Source organism: Enterococcus sp. CWB-B31, assembly GCF_020567645.1.
Lineage (GTDB): Bacteria > Bacillota > Bacilli > Lactobacillales > Enterococcaceae > Enterococcus_L.
On sequence record NZ_JAJDJW010000022.1, the window covers coordinates 27568 to 48626 of the forward strand.

The 21059-nt window shown below is 36.1% G+C and carries 16 protein-coding genes; 14 read left to right on the plus strand and 2 right to left on the minus strand.

The features are described from left to right. Nucleotides 1-279: 279 nt before the first annotated feature. From LI954_RS14840 to LI954_RS14880, 9 genes are all read left to right on the plus strand, one after another. Nucleotides 280-1272, plus strand: a complete 993-nt coding sequence (locus LI954_RS14840; protein ID WP_229444830.1) for a LacI family DNA-binding transcriptional regulator — start codon at nucleotides 280-282, stop codon at nucleotides 1270-1272. 71 nt (nucleotides 1273-1343) lie between these two features. Further along, nucleotides 1344-1730, plus strand: coding sequence for an RDD family protein (locus tag LI954_RS14845; RefSeq protein WP_229444831.1), 387 nt, complete (start codon nucleotides 1344-1346; stop codon nucleotides 1728-1730). Between the two features lie 46 nt (nucleotides 1731-1776). Next, nucleotides 1777-1971 carry a hypothetical protein gene (locus LI954_RS14850; protein WP_202067683.1) on the plus strand — a complete coding sequence of 65 codons (195 nt, stop codon included), beginning with the start codon at nucleotides 1777-1779 and terminating at the stop codon, nucleotides 1969-1971. A gap of 61 nt (nucleotides 1972-2032) precedes the next feature. Then, nucleotides 2033-2695, plus strand: coding sequence for a beta-phosphoglucomutase (gene pgmB / locus LI954_RS14855; RefSeq protein WP_202067684.1), 663 nt, complete (start codon nucleotides 2033-2035; stop codon nucleotides 2693-2695). A 24-nt stretch (nucleotides 2696-2719) separates the two neighbouring features. Further along, nucleotides 2720-5020: a glycoside hydrolase family 65 protein gene (locus LI954_RS14860; protein ID WP_202067767.1), complete on the plus strand. Its 2301-nt coding sequence runs from the start codon at nucleotides 2720-2722 to the stop codon at nucleotides 5018-5020. A 10-nt stretch (nucleotides 5021-5030) separates the two neighbouring features. Beyond that, nucleotides 5031-6305, plus strand: a complete 1275-nt coding sequence (locus tag LI954_RS14865; RefSeq protein WP_202067685.1) for an extracellular solute-binding protein — start codon at nucleotides 5031-5033, stop codon at nucleotides 6303-6305. Nucleotides 6306-6430: 125 nt separating this feature from the next. Then, nucleotides 6431-7333, plus strand: coding sequence for a carbohydrate ABC transporter permease (locus tag LI954_RS14870; RefSeq protein ID WP_202067686.1), 903 nt, complete (start codon nucleotides 6431-6433; stop codon nucleotides 7331-7333). Further along, nucleotides 7333-8169: a carbohydrate ABC transporter permease gene (locus tag LI954_RS14875; RefSeq protein ID WP_202067687.1), complete on the plus strand. Its 837-nt coding sequence runs from the start codon at nucleotides 7333-7335 to the stop codon at nucleotides 8167-8169. Before LI954_RS14870 ends, LI954_RS14875 begins: the two co-directional genes overlap by 1 nt. Nucleotides 8170-8801: 632 nt before the next feature. Next, the gene (locus tag LI954_RS14880) at nucleotides 8802-10775 is read left to right on the plus strand and encodes a glycoside hydrolase family 65 protein (protein ID WP_229444832.1); all 1974 of its coding nucleotides are present in this window, start codon (nucleotides 8802-8804) and stop codon (nucleotides 10773-10775) included. A gap of 440 nt (nucleotides 10776-11215) precedes the next feature. Here LI954_RS14880 and LI954_RS14885 read toward each other — a convergent pair whose 3' ends face one another. Beyond that, nucleotides 11216-11926 (minus strand): HAD family hydrolase, encoded by a 711-nt coding sequence (locus LI954_RS14885; protein ID WP_202067688.1) that lies wholly within the window; start codon nucleotides 11924-11926, stop codon nucleotides 11216-11218. Nucleotides 11927-12485: 559 nt separating this feature from the next. On the opposite strand from LI954_RS14885, the gene LI954_RS14890 reads away from it, so the two are divergent. Beyond that, nucleotides 12486-14201 (plus strand): ABC transporter ATP-binding protein, encoded by a 1716-nt coding sequence (locus LI954_RS14890; RefSeq protein ID WP_202067689.1) that lies wholly within the window; start codon nucleotides 12486-12488, stop codon nucleotides 14199-14201. Between the two features lie 228 nt (nucleotides 14202-14429). Here the strand turns inward: LI954_RS14890 and trpS are convergent, their stop codons facing one another. Beyond that, on the minus strand, nucleotides 14430-15443 hold the full coding sequence (gene trpS / locus LI954_RS14895) for a tryptophan--tRNA ligase (protein ID WP_202067690.1): 1014 nt from the start codon (nucleotides 15441-15443) through the stop codon (nucleotides 14430-14432). Nucleotides 15444-16509: 1066 nt separating this feature from the next. On the opposite strand from trpS, the gene spxA reads away from it, so the two are divergent. The 4 genes from spxA (at nucleotide 16510) to pepF (ending at nucleotide 21055) form a co-directional block, all read left to right on the plus strand. Beyond that, nucleotides 16510-16908, plus strand: coding sequence for a transcriptional regulator SpxA (spxA, locus tag LI954_RS14900; protein WP_202067691.1), 399 nt, complete (start codon nucleotides 16510-16512; stop codon nucleotides 16906-16908). Nucleotides 16909-17243: 335 nt separating this feature from the next. After that, a complete protein-coding gene (locus LI954_RS14905; protein WP_229444833.1) occupies nucleotides 17244-17894 on the plus strand; it encodes an adaptor protein MecA in 651 nt (216 codons plus the stop codon). Nucleotides 17895-18014: 120 nt separating this feature from the next. Continuing rightward, entirely contained in the window at nucleotides 18015-19199 is a 1185-nt protein-coding gene (locus LI954_RS14910; RefSeq protein ID WP_202067693.1) for a competence protein CoiA, read from the plus strand. 35 nt (nucleotides 19200-19234) lie between these two features. Next, the gene (pepF, locus tag LI954_RS14915) at nucleotides 19235-21055 is read left to right on the plus strand and encodes an oligoendopeptidase F (RefSeq protein ID WP_229444834.1); all 1821 of its coding nucleotides are present in this window, start codon (nucleotides 19235-19237) and stop codon (nucleotides 21053-21055) included. The last annotated feature ends 4 nt before the right edge of the window (nucleotides 21056-21059 follow it).

The window sequence follows — 21059 nt, forward strand, 5'->3', positions numbered from 1 at the left end:
ATCTATGGAAGGAAGGAGACGACCCTTACTTGTGGGGGATGAATTATTGATAGGATTGTTTTTATTCCAGGGGAATTAAATTCTAAGTATTGTAAATGCTGTTTATTATTTGTTAGAGCAAATTCTGCTGTAAATATCTAACAAGATATGGATATAAGCTAATATTTTATTAGAGAGAAACAATCTGTGCTTGAACCTTGGAATAGATACAACTGCTGTTTGATTTTTGTTTAAGTAATCTATAGAATACAATAGAGGTAGAGGGGATGGGAATGTATAGTGAAGAAAATAACGATAAGAGATGTTGCTAAACTAGCTGGAGTTTCAGTAAGTAGTGTCTCACATGTTTTTAATGATTATGAGGATATTAGCGAAGATACAAAGAAAAGGGTTCAAGAGGCTGCCAAACAGCTTGGCTATATCCCAAACTCTGCTGCACGCAGTTTGTCAAGCAAACAAATGAAAACAGTTGCACTTATTCTAAATGATATTAATGCTATTGCTCGAGGAGTGGCAATGCCCTTAGAAATCATTTCTGGTGTTAGTGAATATTTAGATGATACAAAGTATGAGTTTGTATTCTATTCTACGAATTTAAAGAAGCAAAATGAAAAAACACTTAAACAGTTTTGTAGCGAGCATAATATTTCAGGGGTAATTATTCAAGGTCTGCGCACAACTGATCCGTATTATGAAGAGCTGAAACAGTTTGATTTACCTGTAGTCGCTATTGATTTGTATATAGATAATACAGAAATTGGAATGGTTAGTATTGACAATGAAAAAGCAAGCTTTGAAATGACAAAGGCTCTCCTTAATAAGGGATTTCAGAATATCCTATTTATGAATGGGGATCCTAGGGCAACGGTATCTCTTGAACGTGAAGCAGGATATAAAGAGGCTGTAAAAGAGCCCCACGTAGTATTTGCTGACTATAGTGAGCAACGAGCATTTGAAATGATTTTGAAGCTATTCAAAATAAATGAGCTAGAGAAATATGATGCTATTTTTGCTGCTAGTGACCTTATGGCAATTGGTTGTTTGAAGGCATTGAAAGAGCTGGAACTAATAGATCAGATTGCTTTAGTAGGATTCGACGATATTACGTTAGCATCCTATACAACGCCAACATTAACTACTGTTCGACAAGATATTTTTAAAATTGCAAAGGCAGCTGCTGAAAACTTAATTGAACATATAGAAACAGGGCAAGCTAAACATTCTTTTGTTGATTTTGAATTGATAGAAAGACAGAGTGCAAAAATTTTTTGAAAAAAGATTGACATTGAAAGCGTTTCAAAATATAATCTGAATATACCTAAAACGTTTTAGGAAGTGGTAGTATGAAAAAATTATTTTTTGTTCAAAGAGTTTTAGCAGCAATAATTGATTGGATTGTCATCTATTTGCCGCTGTATTTTTTAGTTAATGCAGTGTCAAGTGGTTATTTTACGCCAGAAATAGTAACTGCGGCTCTTTTTATTATTTACCATGTTGTGGCGGTTCACTCCTTTTGCGGAAAAACAATTGGAAAATCGTTCGCAAAAATCAAAGTAAAAGATACAGGTATAAGTATCATGGATGATAGCGTGCGGGAAGTGGTTAAGATTTTGTATTTTTTACCAATTTTAGGCTGGATAGTTGGATTGATTAGCATTGTTCTCTATTTCAAAACAGAGAAATTCTTGCATGATATCACAGCTAAAAGTGAGGTTGTTCTTTGTGACTGAGATGTCAACGGAGTCTCTTCTTTTAACAGTAGGAGTTACTTTTGCAGTGAGTTATTTCTTAGCTTGGTTCTATCGAAATAATTATGATCCCCAAAAAATACTAGTTGCCTATGCACTATATCTGATCCCCTTTATTATTTTAGGACTGCTGCTTCAGCTTAAATTAATTTTAATAATAGGCATTTACCTATTTGGATTAGTCGTCGTTATTTTTCGAAATAATACTTATTTTAATGAATAATTTTTTTCGCCGATTACTAAAACGTTTTAGGATAAAAATAATAAAGGAGTTCTCTGAAAAAATGTTTAGAGCAGTCTTATTTGATTTAGACGGTGTGATTACGGACACCGCAGAATACCATTACTTAGCTTGGAAAAAGCTGGCTAATGAATTGGATATCTCAATTGACAGAAAATTTAACGAGCAGTTAAAAGGAGTCTCAAGAGAAGAGTCTTTACGTCGTATCATAGCGGCCGGCGATAAGGAAAATAAATTTTCATTGGAAGAGCTTAATGCCCTGGCTGCACGAAAGAATGATAATTATGTTCAAATGATCCAAGCTGTTTCATCAAAAGATATTTATCCTGGAATTTTAGAACTATTGAAAAGCTTAAAAGAAAAGAATATTAAGATTGCTCTTGCATCTGCTTCAAAAAATGGTTCTTTTCTTTTAGAACAAATGGGGCTGACAGACTATTTTGATATGGTTGCTGACCCAGAGAAAGTTAGTGCCAGTAAACCTGCACCAGATATTTTCTTAGCTGCTGCAGAAGGTGTCGGGGTAGATATTAAGGATGCTTTAGGAATTGAAGATGCTCAAGCAGGAATACAAGCAATCAAGGCTGCCGGGGCAGTGCCGATAGGAGTTGGCAGTCCAGAGATTCTGGGAACAGATATTGCAGTTGTTAAGGATACAAGTGAATTAACATGGAACAAGCTGGAAACAATTTGGAATAAACAGTAGAAAGTAGGATAAAAGTTGGCAAAAATGAATTATCTCAAAGATAAACTTTGGCAAATTGAAGAACTAGGCTTTGACAGTAAATATTTAGGTAAGACAGAAAGTATCATGGCACTGGGAAATGGCTATCTCGGCACTCGAAGTGCTGCAGAAGAACACTATACTAATGAACGCCGTAATACATTTGTTGCGGGAACATTCAACAAATTTGATGAAAATGAAGTGAGCGAACTACCAAATATTCCTGATTTGTGGTGGATGGATTTTATTATTAATGGTGAAAATTTTACCTTGGAAAAAGGAAAAGTATCTAATTATAGTAAGCGCTTAAATTTGAGAACAGGTGAACTAACACGCGAATTTGAATGGACATTTGAAACAATAAAGTTACAGTTTACCTTTCGCCGTTTTGTATCCAAAGCTCGTCGACATTATTTATCAAGTCTGGTGGAGATAAAAAATTTAGCAGAGCAGTCTGCTCGCATTCAAATTCGTTCTGGTATAGATGGTCAAGTTACAAACTCAGGAAGTCAGCATTTTACTGAAGGGGAAAAAGGCTTAATAGACGGCAGGTTCATGCAAATGATGCCGCGAACGAAAGACAGCAAAATTGATTTTGTTTTCACTGTTGCTCATGATATAAAAGCAGCCAATGTAAGTGAACGCATCGAAATGGGTCGGCGTCAAATCTTTATGAATTACTTTTTTGATCTCCCATCAAAAGAAAGCGCTTTGATAGAAAAAAGAATGAGTGTCTATACCTCTATTGATAATGATCTTTCTAATCATCAGGCAGCTGCCATTCGCCAAACGGCTATTTCTGAAATGAAAGAAATCGAAATGCATTCTTTTGATGATCTGTTAAATGAATCGTCAAGAAAATGGGAAGAGATTTGGAATAAACACCCTATCAAAATTGAATCAGAAAATTTTAAAGATCAACTAGCTATCCATTTTGCAAAATATCATTTACACATAATGACACCTGCTCATGATAATCGAATGAATATTGGTGCCAAAGGTTTGAGTGGGGAAGGCTATAAAGGACACACTTTTTGGGATACAGAAATTTTTATGCTGCCATATTTTAATTTCACACACTCTGATATCGCTAAGAGCTTAGTGACCTATCGATATTTAGGTCTCGATGGTGCTCATAAAAAAGCAAAAGCAAATGGATATGAAGGAGCCCAATATCCATGGGAAGCAGCAAATCCGACTGATGGAGAAGTAACACCAGTTTGGGGTGCTGCAGATATTGTCACAGGACAATCAACCAAAATTTGGTCAGGCTTCATTGAGCAGCATATTACAAGCGATGTAACGTTTGGAGTAAAGCAGTACATTGATGTTACCGGGGATAAAGAATTTGCAGAGGAAAAAGCTTATGAAATTCTATTTGATACTGCTAAGTTTTGGGGAAGCAGGTTGGAGTACAATACTGAAAAGGACTGCTATGAGATTAGAGATGTTATTGGACCAGATGAATATAAGGAGCATGTTAACAATAATGCCTATACAAATTATACAGCACATTGGAATGTCACTTACGCTCTAAATTTAGCTGAAGAACTCAAAGAAAATCAACCTGTCCTTTTTGAAAAGCTGAATCAAAAATTGGAATTGGAGCGTGTACTCAGTGACCTGGAACAAAAGGTCGATAAAATCTTTTTACCACAGCCTACAGAAGAGGGGATTATTCCAGAGGATGATTCATATTTAGAGAAGGAAGTCATTGATTTGTCTAACTATAAGGCAGTAGATGGAGTTGATGGATTGTTTCATGACTATAATTTAGAGCAAGTAAATGAAATGCAAATAACAAAGCAAGCAGATGTATTATTGCTCTTATACTTGTTCGAAGGATTATTCTCTCATGAACTGAAATTAAAAAACTTTGACTACTATGAACCAAAAACAACTCACGATAGTTCACTGAGTCTTTCCACACATGCCATTCTTGCTGCTGATCTTGGGAAACTAGACGAATCCTATGAATTCTTCAAAAAAGCCTGCAACATTGATATGGGTGAATACATGAAATCTTCAGATGATGGTATTCATGCTGGAAGTCTCGGAGGAATCTGGCAAATGATTGTTTTTGGCTATGGCGGTGTTCGTATGATTGAAGGGCAGTTGAGAATTGAACCTCATCTGCCAAATGCCTGGAAAGAATTAACGTATGGATTTGATTATCAAGGACAGTCTATCACTGTTAAAGTAACTAGCGATGGATTTGAATTGACAAAAGAAGCGAATGGAGCTGATATAACGTTTATTTCAAAAGGGAAAAATTACACATTAAAAGATCGATTACAACTATCTTAGGAGGATGATTATGAAAAAATGGAGAAAATTATTTATGGTTGGGATTTTAGCTGTTGCTTCAATTAGTTTGGTTGCATGTGGAAACAACAGCTCTGATAATGGAAAAGATGAGACTGATTTTAATGGTAAGACCTTGAAATTAGGTGTTTGGGGAGGAAATGAGTCAGAAGAAAAATCCTTAAAATCTTTGATAACGGATTTTGAAGAAGAGACAGGCGCAAAAGTAAGTTTAAAAACATATACAGATTATAATACGCAAATTCAAACAGATTTAATCGGTAAAACAGCACCGGATGCATTTTATGTAGATTCCTCATATTTTCCATTTTTAGTAAGTAAAAAAGCTCTTGCACCATTAGATAAAGAAGGATTTTCAGCAGATAAATACTATGAAAATTTGATAAATTCATTTAGTGATGATGGCAATCTTTATGCTATTCCTAAAGATTTTTCAACATTAGCTTTGTATAAAAATACAGGTATTTTTGAAGAGGTTGGTGTTGATCCTGACTCTGTTCCCGGTTCTTATGAAGAGTTAATCGATTGGTTGCCGGGTTTTCAAAAAAAATTAGATGAAAAGTATGGGGAGGGAAAAGTAAAAGCAATGAGCTATACTGCCGAACTTTCGCGCGCCTATCATTTGGCGGCCCGTGATGGAGCGGAGCCGATAATGGAAGATGGTATGCCTAACCTTGAAGATGAAAATGTTGTAAATAATCTGTCTATTCTTAAAGAATTGATTGGTACGGATGCTGTAGTAACCCCTCAAGAGATTGGTGCCGGGTGGAATGGAGAAGCATTTGGCACAGGGAAAATTGCAATGATGGATGAAGGAAACTGGGTGTATCAAACGTTGAAAGATGAATTTAAAGATATCAACTTTTCAGTTTCACCAATGGCGACATACAAAGGAGAAGAAGGCGGCATGATGTTCTCTGTTGGCTGGGGCAAATACGCCGGAACGAACAGCTCGGCTTTGGCAGATGCTTGGATCAAATTTGCTACTGGTAAAGAAGGTATGGCGAAATGGGTAAATGGTACTGGAACATTACCAACACGAGATGATGTAGCAGAAACAGCAGATGTTAGTAAAAATGAAGATTTGAAGATTCATCTCACTGCAGTTGATTATTCTACTGTCTGGCAAAAAGGAACCAGCCTGACTACGATTAATAATGCTTATATGAATTATTGGCCGGATGTTGCTTCTGGGAAAACAACTCTGGAAGATGCAATGAAAAAAGCTGACAAGCAAGCCATTGAAGATATTAAAAAAGCTGAATAAGCTGCGTAGGAGGTCAAGTCAAACACTCATGGGGACAAAAGTTTTCATGAGTGTTTGTCCTGAACTTACTCGGAACATTCTTTAAGCTTGTTAGAATAAAGATGGTTGGTCTTAAGGAGGAAAAAATGGAAAAAAGAGTGAAAAAATCAAAAAGAGAAATCAATAAAATAATGCAAGGTTATGCTTTTATCCTACCTGCACTTCTAGTTTTGTTGGTATTTTTTGTTATTTCAATTGTTTTTGCTATCTATTTATCATTCAATAAAGTTGATTTATTTACTGGTGAGTATACGTGGAATAACTTTGAAAACTATATAAATATATTTAAAGATACAAGGAGCTTAATCGCTTTGAAAAATACGGCAGTTTTTGCTCTGTTCGTTGTTCCTATTCAAACAATCATAGCCCTTGTAATGGCGTATGTTCTAGCAAGCCGTGATGTTAGAGGAAAGAAAGTTTTTCGGATGATATATTTTTTACCTACACTGACGAGCTCCAGCGCTTTGACAATCATCTTTATGTTCTTATTTAATATCAATGGACCCATCAATGATTTTTTAATAAATTTAGGTTTGTATAATACGCCAATCAATTTTTTGCAGGAACCAGAATATGCATTAAAGGTTATTATGGCAATGAATATCTGGTCAACTGTACCTTATTTTATGACTATCTATCTTGCATCCTTAGTGGACTTACCTTATTCTCTATATGAAGCAGCTGAAATTGATGGAGCGAATGCCTTAGAAAAGCTGCGATTTGTTACGATCCCTTATCTGCGACCAATCACAACGTACGTCATAATAACAGGAATTATAGGAACTTTTCAAATGTTTGACCAAGCGTATATCTTTAGTAACGGAAGCGGCGGGCCTAATAATTCTACTCTGACACTCAGTCTTTTAATTTACCAAAATGCATTTGGACAAATGCCAACCATGGGATTTGCCGCAGCCTTAGCTGTTGTTTTATCGATAATAATTTTTATTGTAAGCCGTATCGCTGAAAAATTAAATGGAGGAAAATAATGAAAAAGACAAAAAAACAGCAATTTTTTAAGATTTTATTGTATGTGATCTTGATTTTATATGCTTTGATAACCTTCTATCCATTTATTTGGGCGGTAGCTGCAAGCTTTAAGCCGTTAAAAGAGATTGTTTCCGGTGGAATGAATATTTTTGGCGGCGATTTTACATTGGCGAATTATCAATATATTTTAGGACGAAGTGAAAATTTTCCACGTTGGTTTATGAACTCATTGATTGTATCGATCATAGGTACAGCAGTCAATTTATTTTTGAATACAATGGCCGGATATGCTTTAGCTCGGATTACCTTTCCAGGTCGTGAGCGAATTTATTGGGGAATGCTGGCAATGATGATGGTGCCTGCTCAGGTCTTATTAATTCCCAACTACTTAATTATTTCAAGTCTTGGGATGAAGGACAGCTTTACAGCCTTGATTTTACCCGCTGCAATTAATATCGGAAATATTTTTATGATGCGGCAGTTCTTTTTGAGCTTCCCTCAAGAGGTAGAAGAAGCGGCAACAATTGATGGATTATCTCGAACAGGAACTTTCTTTAGAATTGTAATGCCTTTAGCTAAACCCAGCATTTCGACTCAAGCTGTTTTTGTCTTTATGGGTTTTTGGAACGAGTTCTTAAAACCGATGCTTTACATGACAACACCATCTAAGTATACTTTGACATTAGGACTGCAAACATTTAAATCACAAAATGCTGGTCAACGCTGGGATCAAATTATGCCGGCAAGTATTATCTCCATCATTCCAATTGTTATATTGTATGTTATTTTTAATAAATACTTTCTGCAAGGTGTTCGGATGGATGGTGAGAAATAGATTTTATCTTAGGGGGTATCTGAAAACTCAAGCGGTGAATATTATAGAACTCATCGTCATAGATACTCGCTTATGAACCACATAAGCCGTGTTTTCTTCCTTGATTTCAACTAAAGTCACTGAAAAATTCAAATCTTACTAACTTTTCAGACACGCCCCAGCATTCTTATCTGTAGATTTATTTTCTCTGTTTTTGTTGATAAACCCTTGTTAATAGTCGAATACGGTTAAATAAGAGCTGTTTGGTAAGAGAAAGAAATGATAGGATGTGTGTTTGAGTCAGTGAAAAACAAAAAGATCGGACAATCAAGAATTTCCATAGTATTAAAGGAAAATCGGGAATCAGCAGCTGCCTTACAAGGATCGTTACAGCTGATTTAACTTGATTCAGCAATGGAATCGGACAACCAAATTTCGCAGTCGAGTCGCTTGCGGCTCACTGCCCGAATGTTTGACCATGACGATTCTTGCAGTTGTGTTTTACAGAAGAGTAATTTCCGGACAAGACACTAGAACACGTACTAAGCAAGCTGCTGTTTAGAGAACTATTTAGGAATAAATAATCTGAGTAAAATTTTTATTTATTCTTAGATTACCTAAAAATATAATTATGAATTAGGAGTAAGAAATAGATGATTAATGATTTTATTTTAACTTTAGATGATTTAGGAAATACCTCTGTTCAAAATATTGAAACTTTATTTGCTCAAGCAAATGGTGCTATAGGTGTTTGTGCTAGTCTGCCTATGCCGATAAAGGAAAGTAATCCATGTACTTTTTTGAATGGATTTTATGAAAGTAATGAGATCAACTATGGAGAAAATGCATATGGATATGCCAAAAATCATCAAACAATGGTCAATTTATTTGACTTAAGAAGTGTGGAACTGGCTATTGACGGAGATGACAATCTTTCTTTGTGTTCTATGAATGTCGAGTTGGATATGAAACGAGGTATTCTAACAGAAATATTTATCTATAAAACAGCTGATGGAAAAAAAATTGAATATGAGCTTGAAAGCTTTACCAGCCATTTCAATCGAAATACTTATGCTCAAAAGATTAGGATTAGAGCAATCAATTTTTCCGGAAAAATACAAATTACTAAAAAGGCAATCCCTATTTCAGTGGAGGAGAGCCTTGAATTTGATCCAAGAATTAAAAAAATTAGCGTTAATTTGCTTCACGAAGGAAATAAATTTACTACACCAAATAGCTGCCTGAGTCTGCATGTCAGGTTTGATACTTTTTCTGAAGAGTTGTTAATTGATGAAGGGGAGATAACGACTTTCACACAGCTCTATCAAATTTCTCGTGAAAATAAATTTGACTCTGTTCACTATGATGAGCTTAAAGAACAACAAATCGAAATTTTCAAAAATTTTTGGGAAAGCTCAGATATTGAAATAGAAGGTGATGCTCAGCTTCAAAAAGGAATTCGTTTCAATTTATACCACCTCTTTAACTCGGCAGGACGTGATGGCTTTAGCAATTTTTGTGCTAAGGGACTAACAGGAGAAGGATACGAAGGACATTATTTTTGGGATACGGAGATTTATCTATTGCCTTTCTTTATTTATACACAACCGGAAATAGCTAAAAGCTTATTAACCTACCGTACAAATATTTTGCCCAAAGCACAAGATAGAGCCAAAGAACTGGGAATGAATGGGGCTCTTTTTGCCTGGCGTACAATCAATGGTGAAGAAACCTCTGCTTATTATCCTGCTGGAACGGCACAAGTTCATATTAATGCAGATATCACCTATGCATTTGAACTATATGAAAAAGTAACAGGGGATGCCGAGTTTATTGAGATAAATAGTGAATTAATTTTTGAAACTGCTAGATTTTGGTCAAGTTACGGCTTTTTTTCAAAGCGAGGCTTTGAAATTCATGGAGTAACTGGACCTGATGAATATACTGCGTTAGTGAATAATAATTATTATACAAATAAAATGGCACAAAATAATCTCTATTATGCAGTTCAGCTTTCAAATCGGCTGAACAAAAATAACGATGAAGCAAAGCATTGGCAGCGGTGTGCTGATCAAATGTATTTTAGCTTTGATGAGACTTTGATGATTACTAATCAGGATGATACATTTTTAAGCAAAGAGATATGGGATTTTGAAAACACGCCTGAGGAAAACTATCCATTGCTCTTACATTACCATCCAATGATTATTTATAAGTATCAAGTTTTGAAACAAGCAGATACTATTTTAGCTCATATGCTTTTCGATGTTCCTGTTGAGCAAGTCGCTCGTGACTTTGATTTTTACGAACCATTAACTACACATGATAGTTCACTTTCCAAAGCAGTGTATGGTGTTGCAGCAAGTAAGCTAGGCAGAAAAGAGCTGGCATATCAATTTTTTAAAGAAGCAGCAATAATGGATTTAGAAGATCATCAAGGAAATGCCAGTCATGGGATTCATGCGGCTAATATGGGAGGTTCTTGGCTAGGCTTAATCTATGGATTTGCTGGACTTACCTTTACTAATGGTGAAATTTCAGTTAAAAATAATTTGCCTAAAGAGATAAAATCATTGAGCTTTACACTGACTATTAAAGGCGAGAAGAAAAAAATTATTATCAAATAAAAAAATGCTTTTGTGTTAAAAAATAGAATACTTTTTCTGGTAGTGTATTGACTAAGTTAAACCTAAGTTATGACTCTAATCCAAGAAACGTGCATACAGCACGAGAATAACACAGCAGAAAATGTCGCGTTGTTCTCTCCTATTAATTGGCAGCTGCTCCAATTATGGGGTGAATGTTTCACCTTTAAAGATTGTCGTCTGTCTAGCATTCTGCTGGATCAAGGGGATGGACTCTGTTTAAAGATTGAATGCTTACACATTCAAATTTAAATAGAAGGTAGCTAACCGCAGAGACATACAAAGACTTTTAGGAGGGATTGTGATATAAGTACCCCTAAAGCCGAATAAACGGTGTTCCAGTCTTTGTATGAGTCGAGCATTCATAAGAAGTGTAGGATCAAGCTCTTATGAAGAAGCTCTGTCACAACCCTTTTTTTTTACTAGATGAAGGAGGAAACTGTATCAAAAAGTTTATCGAAGGAAGTTAATTCTTTTAGAGAGGATGCTTCCGTATTTTTTGGTTTATCTCTTAATCTGTGATTGAGCCATAAAGAATGCCAACCAGCATTATGCGCACCAACGACATCATTTTCAAAGCTGTCTCCGATATAAAGAGCAGTCTGAGGATCAAGCTGCATCTGTTTCGCAGTTAGATCAAAAATTTCTTTTTGAGGTTTTTGAAAACCGGTACTTTGAGAAATAAAGATATTGTCAGATGGAATCCATGCTTCGATTTTTAACTGTTTAATCTTTTTGTACTGGTGGTCAGTGGGGCCATTTGTAATAATCCCCAAGGGAATCTGTTTTCCCTTTAAATAGTCAAACACTCGAACGATTTCAGGATGCATCTGGATATTCCCTAATTCATCTTCATAGACCTGTTGAAAAGCGCAGCTTTCTTTTTCTGTTAACGAGGACCAGCCAAAATCTTTCAGAGATTCAGCTAATCGATAAAAGCGCATAATTGCCAATGACCATTCACCAGAAGTTGTTTTTTCAAAAACACTGTCGCTATGGTGACGGAAGCGAATATAGAATTTGGGTATCTCTTCATTAGGAAATGTAGGGAAAATCTTTTTTACAGCAGAATAAAAAGGAACCTGCTGGTCATAAACAGTATCATCAACATCAAACACAACGGACTTTAACAACAAAAACAACTCCTTTTGATTAGGGTGTGTCTGAAAACTCAAGCGGTGAATAGTTTGATGATTTTTATAGAATGCATCGTCATAAATACTCGCTTATGAACCACATAAACTGTGTTTTCTTCCTTGATTTCAACAAAAATCACTGAAAAATTCAAATGCCACTAACTTTTCAGACACACTTTAGTTTCAGAAAAATATTTAACTCTTTCATTGTAATTGATTTATTAAAAAAAACAAAGCTGGTTTTGAATGATAGACTAAATTCAGGCTTAAATAAATATATTTTAAGCTATTTACAATAAGAAAGGGCAGATTTAAACAAATAAAACAGCTCCCCCCTAAGTTATGAAGACAGAAGCTGTTAGGTTCGATGCATGTATTTTGACAGTACAAAAAATGGACACAGATGAGATCAGGCGACTTTGATGTATTTTCTCGATTTTCAGCAGAATAAAGAAATTTTCAGATGTTTTTACAAAATTTACCAACTTCTTTTGCATCTCAAATTTTCTTTTCGTATAATAGGAGGCGTGCATGTGAAAAGGAGGGGGACGATGACATGTTAAAACGTTTTTTTAGTTATTATAAACCATATAAGGGATTATTTTTATTGGATTTCAGCTGTGCAGTTTTGGCTGGACTTTTAGAGCTGGCTTTTCCGGTGGTTGTTAATCAGGTTTTGGACAAGCTGATGCCGAAAGGAAATTTTCGTTTAATTGCCTTGGCTTGTTTTGGTTTGTTTGTTTTCTATGTTCTCAATACAATTCTCCAATATATTGTTGTGTTCTTTGGACACAAGCTTGGAGTCAATATAGAAACTGATATGCGCAGGGAGCTGTATCAGCATTTGCAAACTCAGCCATTTGAATATTATGACAATCAGAAAACGGGGAAACTGATGAGTCGCTTAACAACAGATTTATTCGAAATTTCTGAGGTTGCCCATCATGGACCGGAGGATATTTTCATTACGATTATGACCTTATTAGGTTCATTCCTGCTGATGCTGAGCTTTCATGTCAAACTGGCGCTTGCTACATTTGTACTAATTCCGTTCATTGCAATTGCCCTGATTTTCTTTAATAAGAAAATGACAAAGGTTAATACCAGAATTTATGATAATCTGGGGGAGTTTAATGCAGGAGTGGAAGCTTCTGTAAGCGGGATTCGAGTGACACAATCCTTTGCCAACGAACCGTTCGAAAGTGAGCGTTTTGAGGGATTAAATCAAACATATAGACAGTCAAAAATCCTATTTTATAAGATTATGGGGATCAGCTCAGCTTACAATTATTTGATGATTCGTCTAATTAACTTATTTACACTGATTTTTGGCGGGTACTATATTATTAAAGGAGAGCTTACTCAGGGAGAGTTTGTTGCTTTTATTCTACTGGCCAATGTTTTCGTTCGTCCAATTGAAAAAGTAAATACGATGATTGAAAGTTATCCAAAGGGAATTGCAGGATTTAAACGCTTTGCCGAAGAAATGGATAAGAAACCGACCATTCTAGATCGTCCCAATGCTGTTGCGGTTACACATTTAACAGGGGATATTGAATATAAAGATGTTTCATTTTCATACGCAGATGCCACAAAGGTTTTAAGTCATATTAATCTTTCGATTCAAAAGGGAGAAACGGTGGCTTTCGTGGGACAGAGCGGTTCCGGTAAAACAACATTGTGTAATTTGCTGCCAAGATTCTATGATGTGACGGGCGGAGAAATTACAATTGACGGTATGGATATTCGGGAGATGACTCTTGCATCTTTAAGAAACCAAATCGGTATTGTTCAACAAGATGTTTTTCTGTTTCCTGGTTCGATTCGCGAGAATATCTCCTATGGAAATCTGGATGCCAAGGAGGAAGAAATTCAACAGGCTGTTAAGCTTGCACATCTGGAAAAAGTCATTGATTTACTTCCTGAAGGCTTGGACACAATCATTGGGGAGCGGGGAGTAAAACTTTCCGGCGGGCAGAAACAACGTGTAGCAATTGCACGGATGTTTCTCAAAAATCCACCTATTCTGATTTTAGATGAGGCAACATCAGCTCTTGATACAGAAACAGAGCAGGTTATTCAGGAATCATTGAATTCACTGGCTGCCGGCAGAACAACGCTGATTATTGCTCATCGACTGGCTACAATTAAGCATGCAACACGTATCATTGTGGTTAGTGATAAAGGAATCCTCGAAGAAGGAACCCATCAGGAGCTGATGGATAAAGGCGGACATTATCGACGTCTTCATGATGCTCAGTTTAAAAGATAAAGTGAGGTCGGGACAAAAGCGATCAGCTCCGAGAATTAAGAAGGACTATCCGAAAGTAGTTTCTCATATTTTCAGGATAGTTCGGCTTAATTCCGAAGGAGTTGCTCCTGCGGTTACTCGTCGCAAAAAGAATTTTTGCTTTTGTCCCGCCGTTTATTCGGGTTTAGATATGAAGAGAGTTTGGAACTTTAATTCTGTTCCAAACTCATTTTTTTGTCTATTTATTTATTATTTTCTTCTGACTTTTCTCCCCAACCCCACTGCGTTTTTCATTTTCTGCAATGTTTTATTTGCGACAAAACGAGCTCGTTCTGCGCCGCGGTCTAATATGTCATCTAATTCATCTGAAGCGAGAATTTCCTGATGTCTTTTCTGAATTGGAGAAAGGAGGGATACAACTGCTTCTGCAACATCTGCTTTGAATTCTCCATAGCCTTTATTTTCATAGGAAGCAACTAGTTCGTCAACAGAACGATTTGTTGCAGCGGAGTAAATACTCAGCAGGTTTGAAATTCCTGGTTTATTTTCTGGATTATATTCAATAATTCCTGTAGAATCTGTCACTGCTGATTTAATTTTTTTGCGAATTACATCTGGAGTATCCAGCATGGAAATGAAGCCTTTAGGATTACTGTCTGATTTGCTCATCTTACTTGCTGGATTTTGTAAACTCATGATTCGGCTGCCATATTTTGCAATTTGTACTTCAGGCATTGTAAGAATCTCCTGATTTGGCTGTGCATAACGTTTGTTAAAACGCTCTACGAAATCACGTGTCAATTCCAAATGCTGCTTCTGGTCCTCTCCAACAGGAACTAAGTTCGCATTGTAAAGGATGATGTCCCCAACCATCAATGGAGGATAAGTCAGAAGACCGGCGCTGACACCTGCTCTTCCATTGTTTTGAGATTTATCTTTGAACTGTGTCATCCGTTCCAGTTCACCAATTGTTGTATTGCATTGAATAATCCAGGCAGCCTCAGCATGAGCTGAAACTTCAGATTGAATAAAGATTGTTGATTTGTCAGGATTGATTCCAACCGCCAGATAAAGTGCAGCAAGACTGCGTGTCTGCTGTCTTAATTTTTGAGGGTCCTGAGGTACAGTAATTGCATGTTCATCGACAATACAAAAGTAACAGTTATATTCATTCTGTAGGTTAATGAACTGCTTTAGTGCACCGATATAGTTGCCGATTGTTGGTACTCCGCTAGGCTGAATACCTGAAAAAATTGTTTCCATAATTAACCACCCTATTTTCTTAATTGCGCATATAAAACAGTATACAATTAATAAAATGAAAAGAACAGAAATTTTTCCAGGATGTGTCTGGAAACTATGGAGGGAATGAGTTGCCAGTCCCATTGCTGCAGGAACATCTAGTGGGATGGTATGTGTTCGACGATCCGTTGAATTTGCTAAAATTCACCCAAAGAATTGGAGGATATTTTGTCAGTTTCACTTGTGTAGAAACATCTAATGAAATTGCCAGTCTCACTAAGATAAATAAACTAGTGAGATGGTAGGCAATACTCTGATAGAGATAAATGGGTTAAAATTTAGATCCTTATCAGGAGTTTGCTCCCACGCTTTTTCGAATGCTCGTCGTATGTCTTAAGGACATACAAGACATGCTGTATGCGCAAGCCTCGATAAATGTTCTTTGAATAAAGACTAGCTCATCTAGGAGCGTTAGCAGGATGACATGCACTGCTCTGCTGGGGATAAATGTGTCAAAAAGAAATAGCTGTATGCAGACGGTAAGCTTTGAATGTGTAAATATTCAATCTTTAAACGAAATCAGCCCCCTTGTTTCAGCAGAATGACAATCAGATGAATTAGCAATAATTCATTTTTGGGTTAAAAGCTTGCTCCTGCGCTTCTTCGACTGTTCGTCTCCTATCCAGCAGTCTCATATATAATACTATTGGATAGTTGTCAGCACATTTCTTGGATTAAAAGCCCAACTTAGCTTTAAATCGATCGGCATACTAGCGTTTTTAGACAGGTACTAAATCCCATATCAATTCTTTCGTCTCTGAAAAGATGATAATAGTACAGTTTTTTCAGCTGTAATAGTTGTGAAAATTATTACAGGAAGATAAGGAATGTTATAACGTTATTACTCAAAGGTATTAATTTGACTTTATTAGTAAAATAAATAGAGAGAAAATTACAAAAAACATTTTTTTTCTTCAAAATCCTCTAGTATTTCCACTTGAAATTCGGTATACTGTATTTGGAAGAGAAATCTAATATAACTTCTTTTCTAAATAAAATAACTAACTCATAAGAGGAGTGATGCGCAATGTTGACACTGTATACTTCCCCAAGTTGTACTTCATGTCGAAAGGCTCGTGCGTGGTTACAAGAACATGAAATTCTTTTTAAAGAAAGAAATATTTTTTCTGAACCGTTAGATATTTCTGAATTGAAAGCAATTTTAAGAATGACAGAAAATGGAACAGAAGAAATTATTTCTACTCGTTCTAAAGTCTTCCAAAAGTTAAACATGGATCTTGATGAACTTCCACTGCAAGATTTATTAGAATTGGTTAAAGACAATCCAGGATTGTTGCGTCGACCAATCATGATCGATGACAAGAGACTGCAGGTTGGCTTTAACGAAGATGAAATCAGACGCTTTTTGTCAAGAGACGTTCGTCAACTTGAGTTACGCCAGGCACAATTGATGGCTGGTTTATAAAACTGTAAGTTAATTATTGTGGTATTGAGAAGTTTGGACAAAGTCCCAAAATAGTTACAAATAAAATAATGCAGGATACTTACTGATTCTGTCCGTTTATTCCTGCAGGTTTTAAAGAGTTCTGTTCACATTTACTTGTTAAATTGTGTAGGACTCTTTTTTTGTCGGCAAATACTTTTTCCAGAGTTAACAGTAACTTTATTTATTATGAAATTTATAATGTCTGGTGTTTATTTTTCAAATAAATGAACTTTTCTCTTTACTTTTGAGGTGATTGCTATACAATTAACCTAGAAGTAGTTTCCTGACTTGAGCAAAAAGCGAGGTGGAACCAGATGGAAATGGAACATATTAATGAAAATACAATTCGAGTATTGATTGGTAATGAAGACTTGGCAGATCGTGGGATTACTTTCCTGGATTTGTTGGGGAATCATAAGGAAGTAGAAAACTTTTTCTACAGTATTTTGGAAGAAGTGGATATTGAGGATGAGTTTCAGGGAAGTGAAGCTATTACTTTTCAGGTCCTGCCTAAAAGTGATGGTTTAGAATTGTTCATCAGTAAGAACGCTTCTGTTGATGATGTTCCTAATATTGGCAGCTTCAATGACTTAAGTTCTGATGAAGCAAGTGAGATGATCAGAAAACAACTTGAAGCAAGCTATGTGGATGAGACAAAAGATCTGGTTGATGACAGTGTCCGAAGTTTTGTTCTTGAATTGAGCAGTTTTGATGCAATGATTCAATTGGCTAATGAAATATATGCAAAGACAATGCTTGCCAACCTATATAAATATAAAGAAAAATATTTTTTACAGGTTATATTCTTTTTAGATGAAGTTTCTGTCCACGAGATGGAGAATGAATGGTCAAAATTACTAGAATTTGGGCAGGTAGCATCTGTTACTCCTGAAGTTCTTAATGAATACGGAAGTTGTATTATGGAACGTAATGCAATAGAATTAACGAGATACTACTTTCAATAACAAACTTGTCAGACCGAATCAGTTAATAACCGACTGATTCGGTTTTTTTGTTGTATAAAAAAATTGGAAACTGGAGATGGATACTTATTTTTTTGCGTATTATATTCAGAGGTGATTATAATGCTGACTGCAAAAACTGATACAGGAAAATTAGTCACGCTGATACAGACTGACCGGGATAAGATAAATGGCTGGAAGGCAACGGTATTTAGCTGTCCAATTTGTTATCAGCATGTTCGTTTAAAAATAGGAAAAATAAGAATTCCACATTTCGCTCATCTGTCTAATCAGTCGTGTGTATATTCCGGAGAGCAGGAGACCGAAGAACATTTATGGCTGAAACGTACGTTGGCAGAATGGTGTCTTCGATCTAAAATAGACTACCAGCTTGAAGTTTATCTGCCGGACTTAAAGCAGCGTCCTGATATACTGATTGGTCACTTGGCAGTGGAAATTCAGTGTAGTATATTAGCACCTGAAAAAATGTTGAAAAGGACACTTACTTACATAAAGCATGGCTATCAGCCGATATGGATTTGCGGGACCAAGCTGTGGAATCCAGAGAGATTAAAGGACAGTACAAAACAATTTTGCAACTATACAAAAGAACTGGGCTTCCATATATGGTCTGCAGACTGGAAAAAAGAGCAGCTGGCTTTTCACTACCACTTGGAAGAGGATTCGGAAAAACACCTTTATTATGGAAGTAGAAGCTGGTCATTTTTTTATGGAAATTTAGGTGAACTATTGCAAGGGAATTTCGGAGCGCCTTTACTTCATTATAGAAGATATCAGCTTAAACTGGAAATGAGTAAAAATTATCGGACAATTACTAGAAAGCTGATTGCAAAAGACCGGAATATTATGAATGAACAGGCATATTTCTATGAAAGGTACTTACATTTGCTGGAGCTTCATCCCTGGTTTTATTATACGATCAATCAAACATTTATTTTCAAGGCACCTGCATTTATTCTTCGTCATCGAATTTGGGAATATCTGCTGAAGGCAAAACTACAAAAAATTTCAAAACTGGATATCTATAAAGCTGTGTATGAGCTTATCATTAAACAAGATATCCTTTATGATTTTCCGCTGGTTTTTAAAGGTGACTTGATAGAGTGGTATGTTTGCTATTTGATTGAGAGTCTAATGACCTTTGACTTGCTAAAGCAGGAACCTTATTCTGCTGATTTTTTTACTGTAACAGAAAATGTAAATAGTCTGTCAGTTAAATCAAAAACACCCTTTAAAAAGCTCGGTACTGGTCGAGTGATAAAGACTGGTACTCCATTAAAAATATGATACTATAGATAATATGAATGAAGGGAGTAATGTATATGAGCGATGCAAAACAATTACCAAAAAGAGAAGAACTTGCAACTGAATTAACGTGGGACTTAACTGCTATTTTTAAAGATGACGAAGCTTTCGAAAAAGCATATAGTCAGCTCTCAGAGGAAATAACGAAAGCTGAACAAATAAAAGGAACGCTTGGAAATGGCAGCAAAGCGTTTTTGTCTGGTATTGAATATCTGCTGGATGTCTATAGAAAAATTGAAGTGATCTATGTGTACGCGCATTTAAAAAACGATCAGGATACTGCGAATTCAGAACAGCAGGCGTTATATTCAAGGGCTGCAACATTATATTCAAAAGTTGGTGAAGCTGTAGCTTGGTTTGAGCCGGAAGTACTTTCACTTACTGATAAAGAAATATGGGGTTATTTTGAAGAAATGCCTGAATTGAAATCATACAAACACTTCATTGAGAATATTTTAGATAGTCGCGCCCATGTATTGACTGAGGATAAGGAAGCTTTATTGGCTGGAGCAAGTGAAATTTTTGGAGCTTCAAGCAATACATTTTCCATTTTGAATAATGCTGATTTAAAATTCCCTGTGATTGAAAACGAAAAGGGTGAAAAAGTTCAATTAAGTCATGGAGTTTACGGTCAACTAATGGAGAGTACTTCCAGAAAGGTAAGAGAGGCAGCATTTAAAGGACTTTACAGTGTTTATGAACAGTTTAACAATACGTTTGCATCCACTTTGTCTTCGCACGTAAAAACACATAATTTTAAAGCGAAAATCAGAAATTACAGCTCTGCCAGAGAAGCAGCACTAAGCAATAATCATATACCGGAAAGTGTTTATGAAACACTTTTGGAAGTAGTCAATAAAAACCTGCCATTATTGCATCGCTATGTAAGCCTGAGAAAACGGCTGTTGAATCTTGAGGAGCTTCATATGTACGATATGTATACGCCAATATTGGGTGATGCACCTGTAAGATATTCCTATGAAGAAGCAAAAGATAAAGCTGTGACAGCATTGGCTCCATTGGGAGAAGAGTACCTAAATGTTGTAAAAGAGGCCTTTGATAATCGCTGGATTGATGTAGTGGAAAATCAGGGAAAGCGCAGCGGAGCATATTCGTCAGGTGCCTATGATACGTACCCATATATCTTGTTAAACTGGCATGACAGTCTTGATCAGCTGTATACACTGGTTCATGAGATGGGACATAGTGTTCACAGCTACTTTACAAGAAATAATCAGCCTTATGTATACGGAGATTATTCGATTTTCCTTGCAGAGATTGCATCAACAACGAATGAAAATATTTTGACTGAATATCTTTTGGAAACAGAGGCAGATCCTCGGGTAAGGGCCTATGTGTTAAATCACTATTTAGATGGTTTCAAAGGAACAATTTTCCGTCAGACTCAGTTTGCTGAATTTGAACAATTTATCCATGTTGAGGATGCGAAGGGAACACCCTTGACCAGTGAATATTTAAATGAAAACTATGCAGAATTGAATCAAAAATATTATGGACCGGAAGTCGCTGAGGACAAAGAGATTGCTTCAGAGTGGTCTAGAATTCCGCATTTCTACTATAACTACTATGTTTATCAATATGCAACAGGATTTTCCGCTGCTTCTGCACTTGCAGACAAGATTATTAAGCAGGAGCCTGAAGCTTTGGAAAAATATTTGAGCTATTTAAAATCCGGAAGCAGTGATTATCCGATTGAGGTGATGAAAAAAGCAGGTGTTGATATGACAAAACCGGCTTATATAGAAGATGCGATGAAAGTATTTGAATCACGCCTGGCAGAACTGGAAGAGTTGATAGAGACATTGGAAAAGAACTAGATTT

Coding starts and splice junctions, on each gene's coding strand:
- LI954_RS14845 (WP_229444831.1), top strand. CDS start 1,344: ATGAAAAAATTATTTTTTGTTCAAAGAGTTTTAGCAGCAATAATTGAT.
- pgmB (WP_202067684.1), top strand. CDS start 2,033: ATGTTTAGAGCAGTCTTATTTGATTTAGACGGTGTGATTACGGACACC.
- LI954_RS14860 (WP_202067767.1), top strand. CDS start 2,720: ATGAATTATCTCAAAGATAAACTTTGGCAAATTGAAGAACTAGGCTTT.
- LI954_RS14865 (WP_202067685.1), top strand. CDS start 5,031: ATGAAAAAATGGAGAAAATTATTTATGGTTGGGATTTTAGCTGTTGCT.
- LI954_RS14870 (WP_202067686.1), top strand. CDS start 6,431: ATGGAAAAAAGAGTGAAAAAATCAAAAAGAGAAATCAATAAAATAATG.
- LI954_RS14875 (WP_202067687.1), top strand. CDS start 7,333: ATGAAAAAGACAAAAAAACAGCAATTTTTTAAGATTTTATTGTATGTG.
- LI954_RS14880 (WP_229444832.1), top strand. CDS start 8,802: ATGATTAATGATTTTATTTTAACTTTAGATGATTTAGGAAATACCTCT.
- LI954_RS14890 (WP_202067689.1), top strand. CDS start 12,486: ATGTTAAAACGTTTTTTTAGTTATTATAAACCATATAAGGGATTATTT.
- trpS (WP_202067690.1), bottom strand. CDS start 15,443: ATGGAAACAATTTTTTCAGGTATTCAGCCTAGCGGAGTACCAACAATC.
- spxA (WP_202067691.1), top strand. CDS start 16,510: ATGTTGACACTGTATACTTCCCCAAGTTGTACTTCATGTCGAAAGGCT.
- LI954_RS14905 (WP_229444833.1), top strand. CDS start 17,244: ATGGAAATGGAACATATTAATGAAAATACAATTCGAGTATTGATTGGT.
- LI954_RS14910 (WP_202067693.1), top strand. CDS start 18,015: ATGCTGACTGCAAAAACTGATACAGGAAAATTAGTCACGCTGATACAG.
- pepF (WP_229444834.1), top strand. CDS start 19,235: ATGAGCGATGCAAAACAATTACCAAAAAGAGAAGAACTTGCAACTGAA.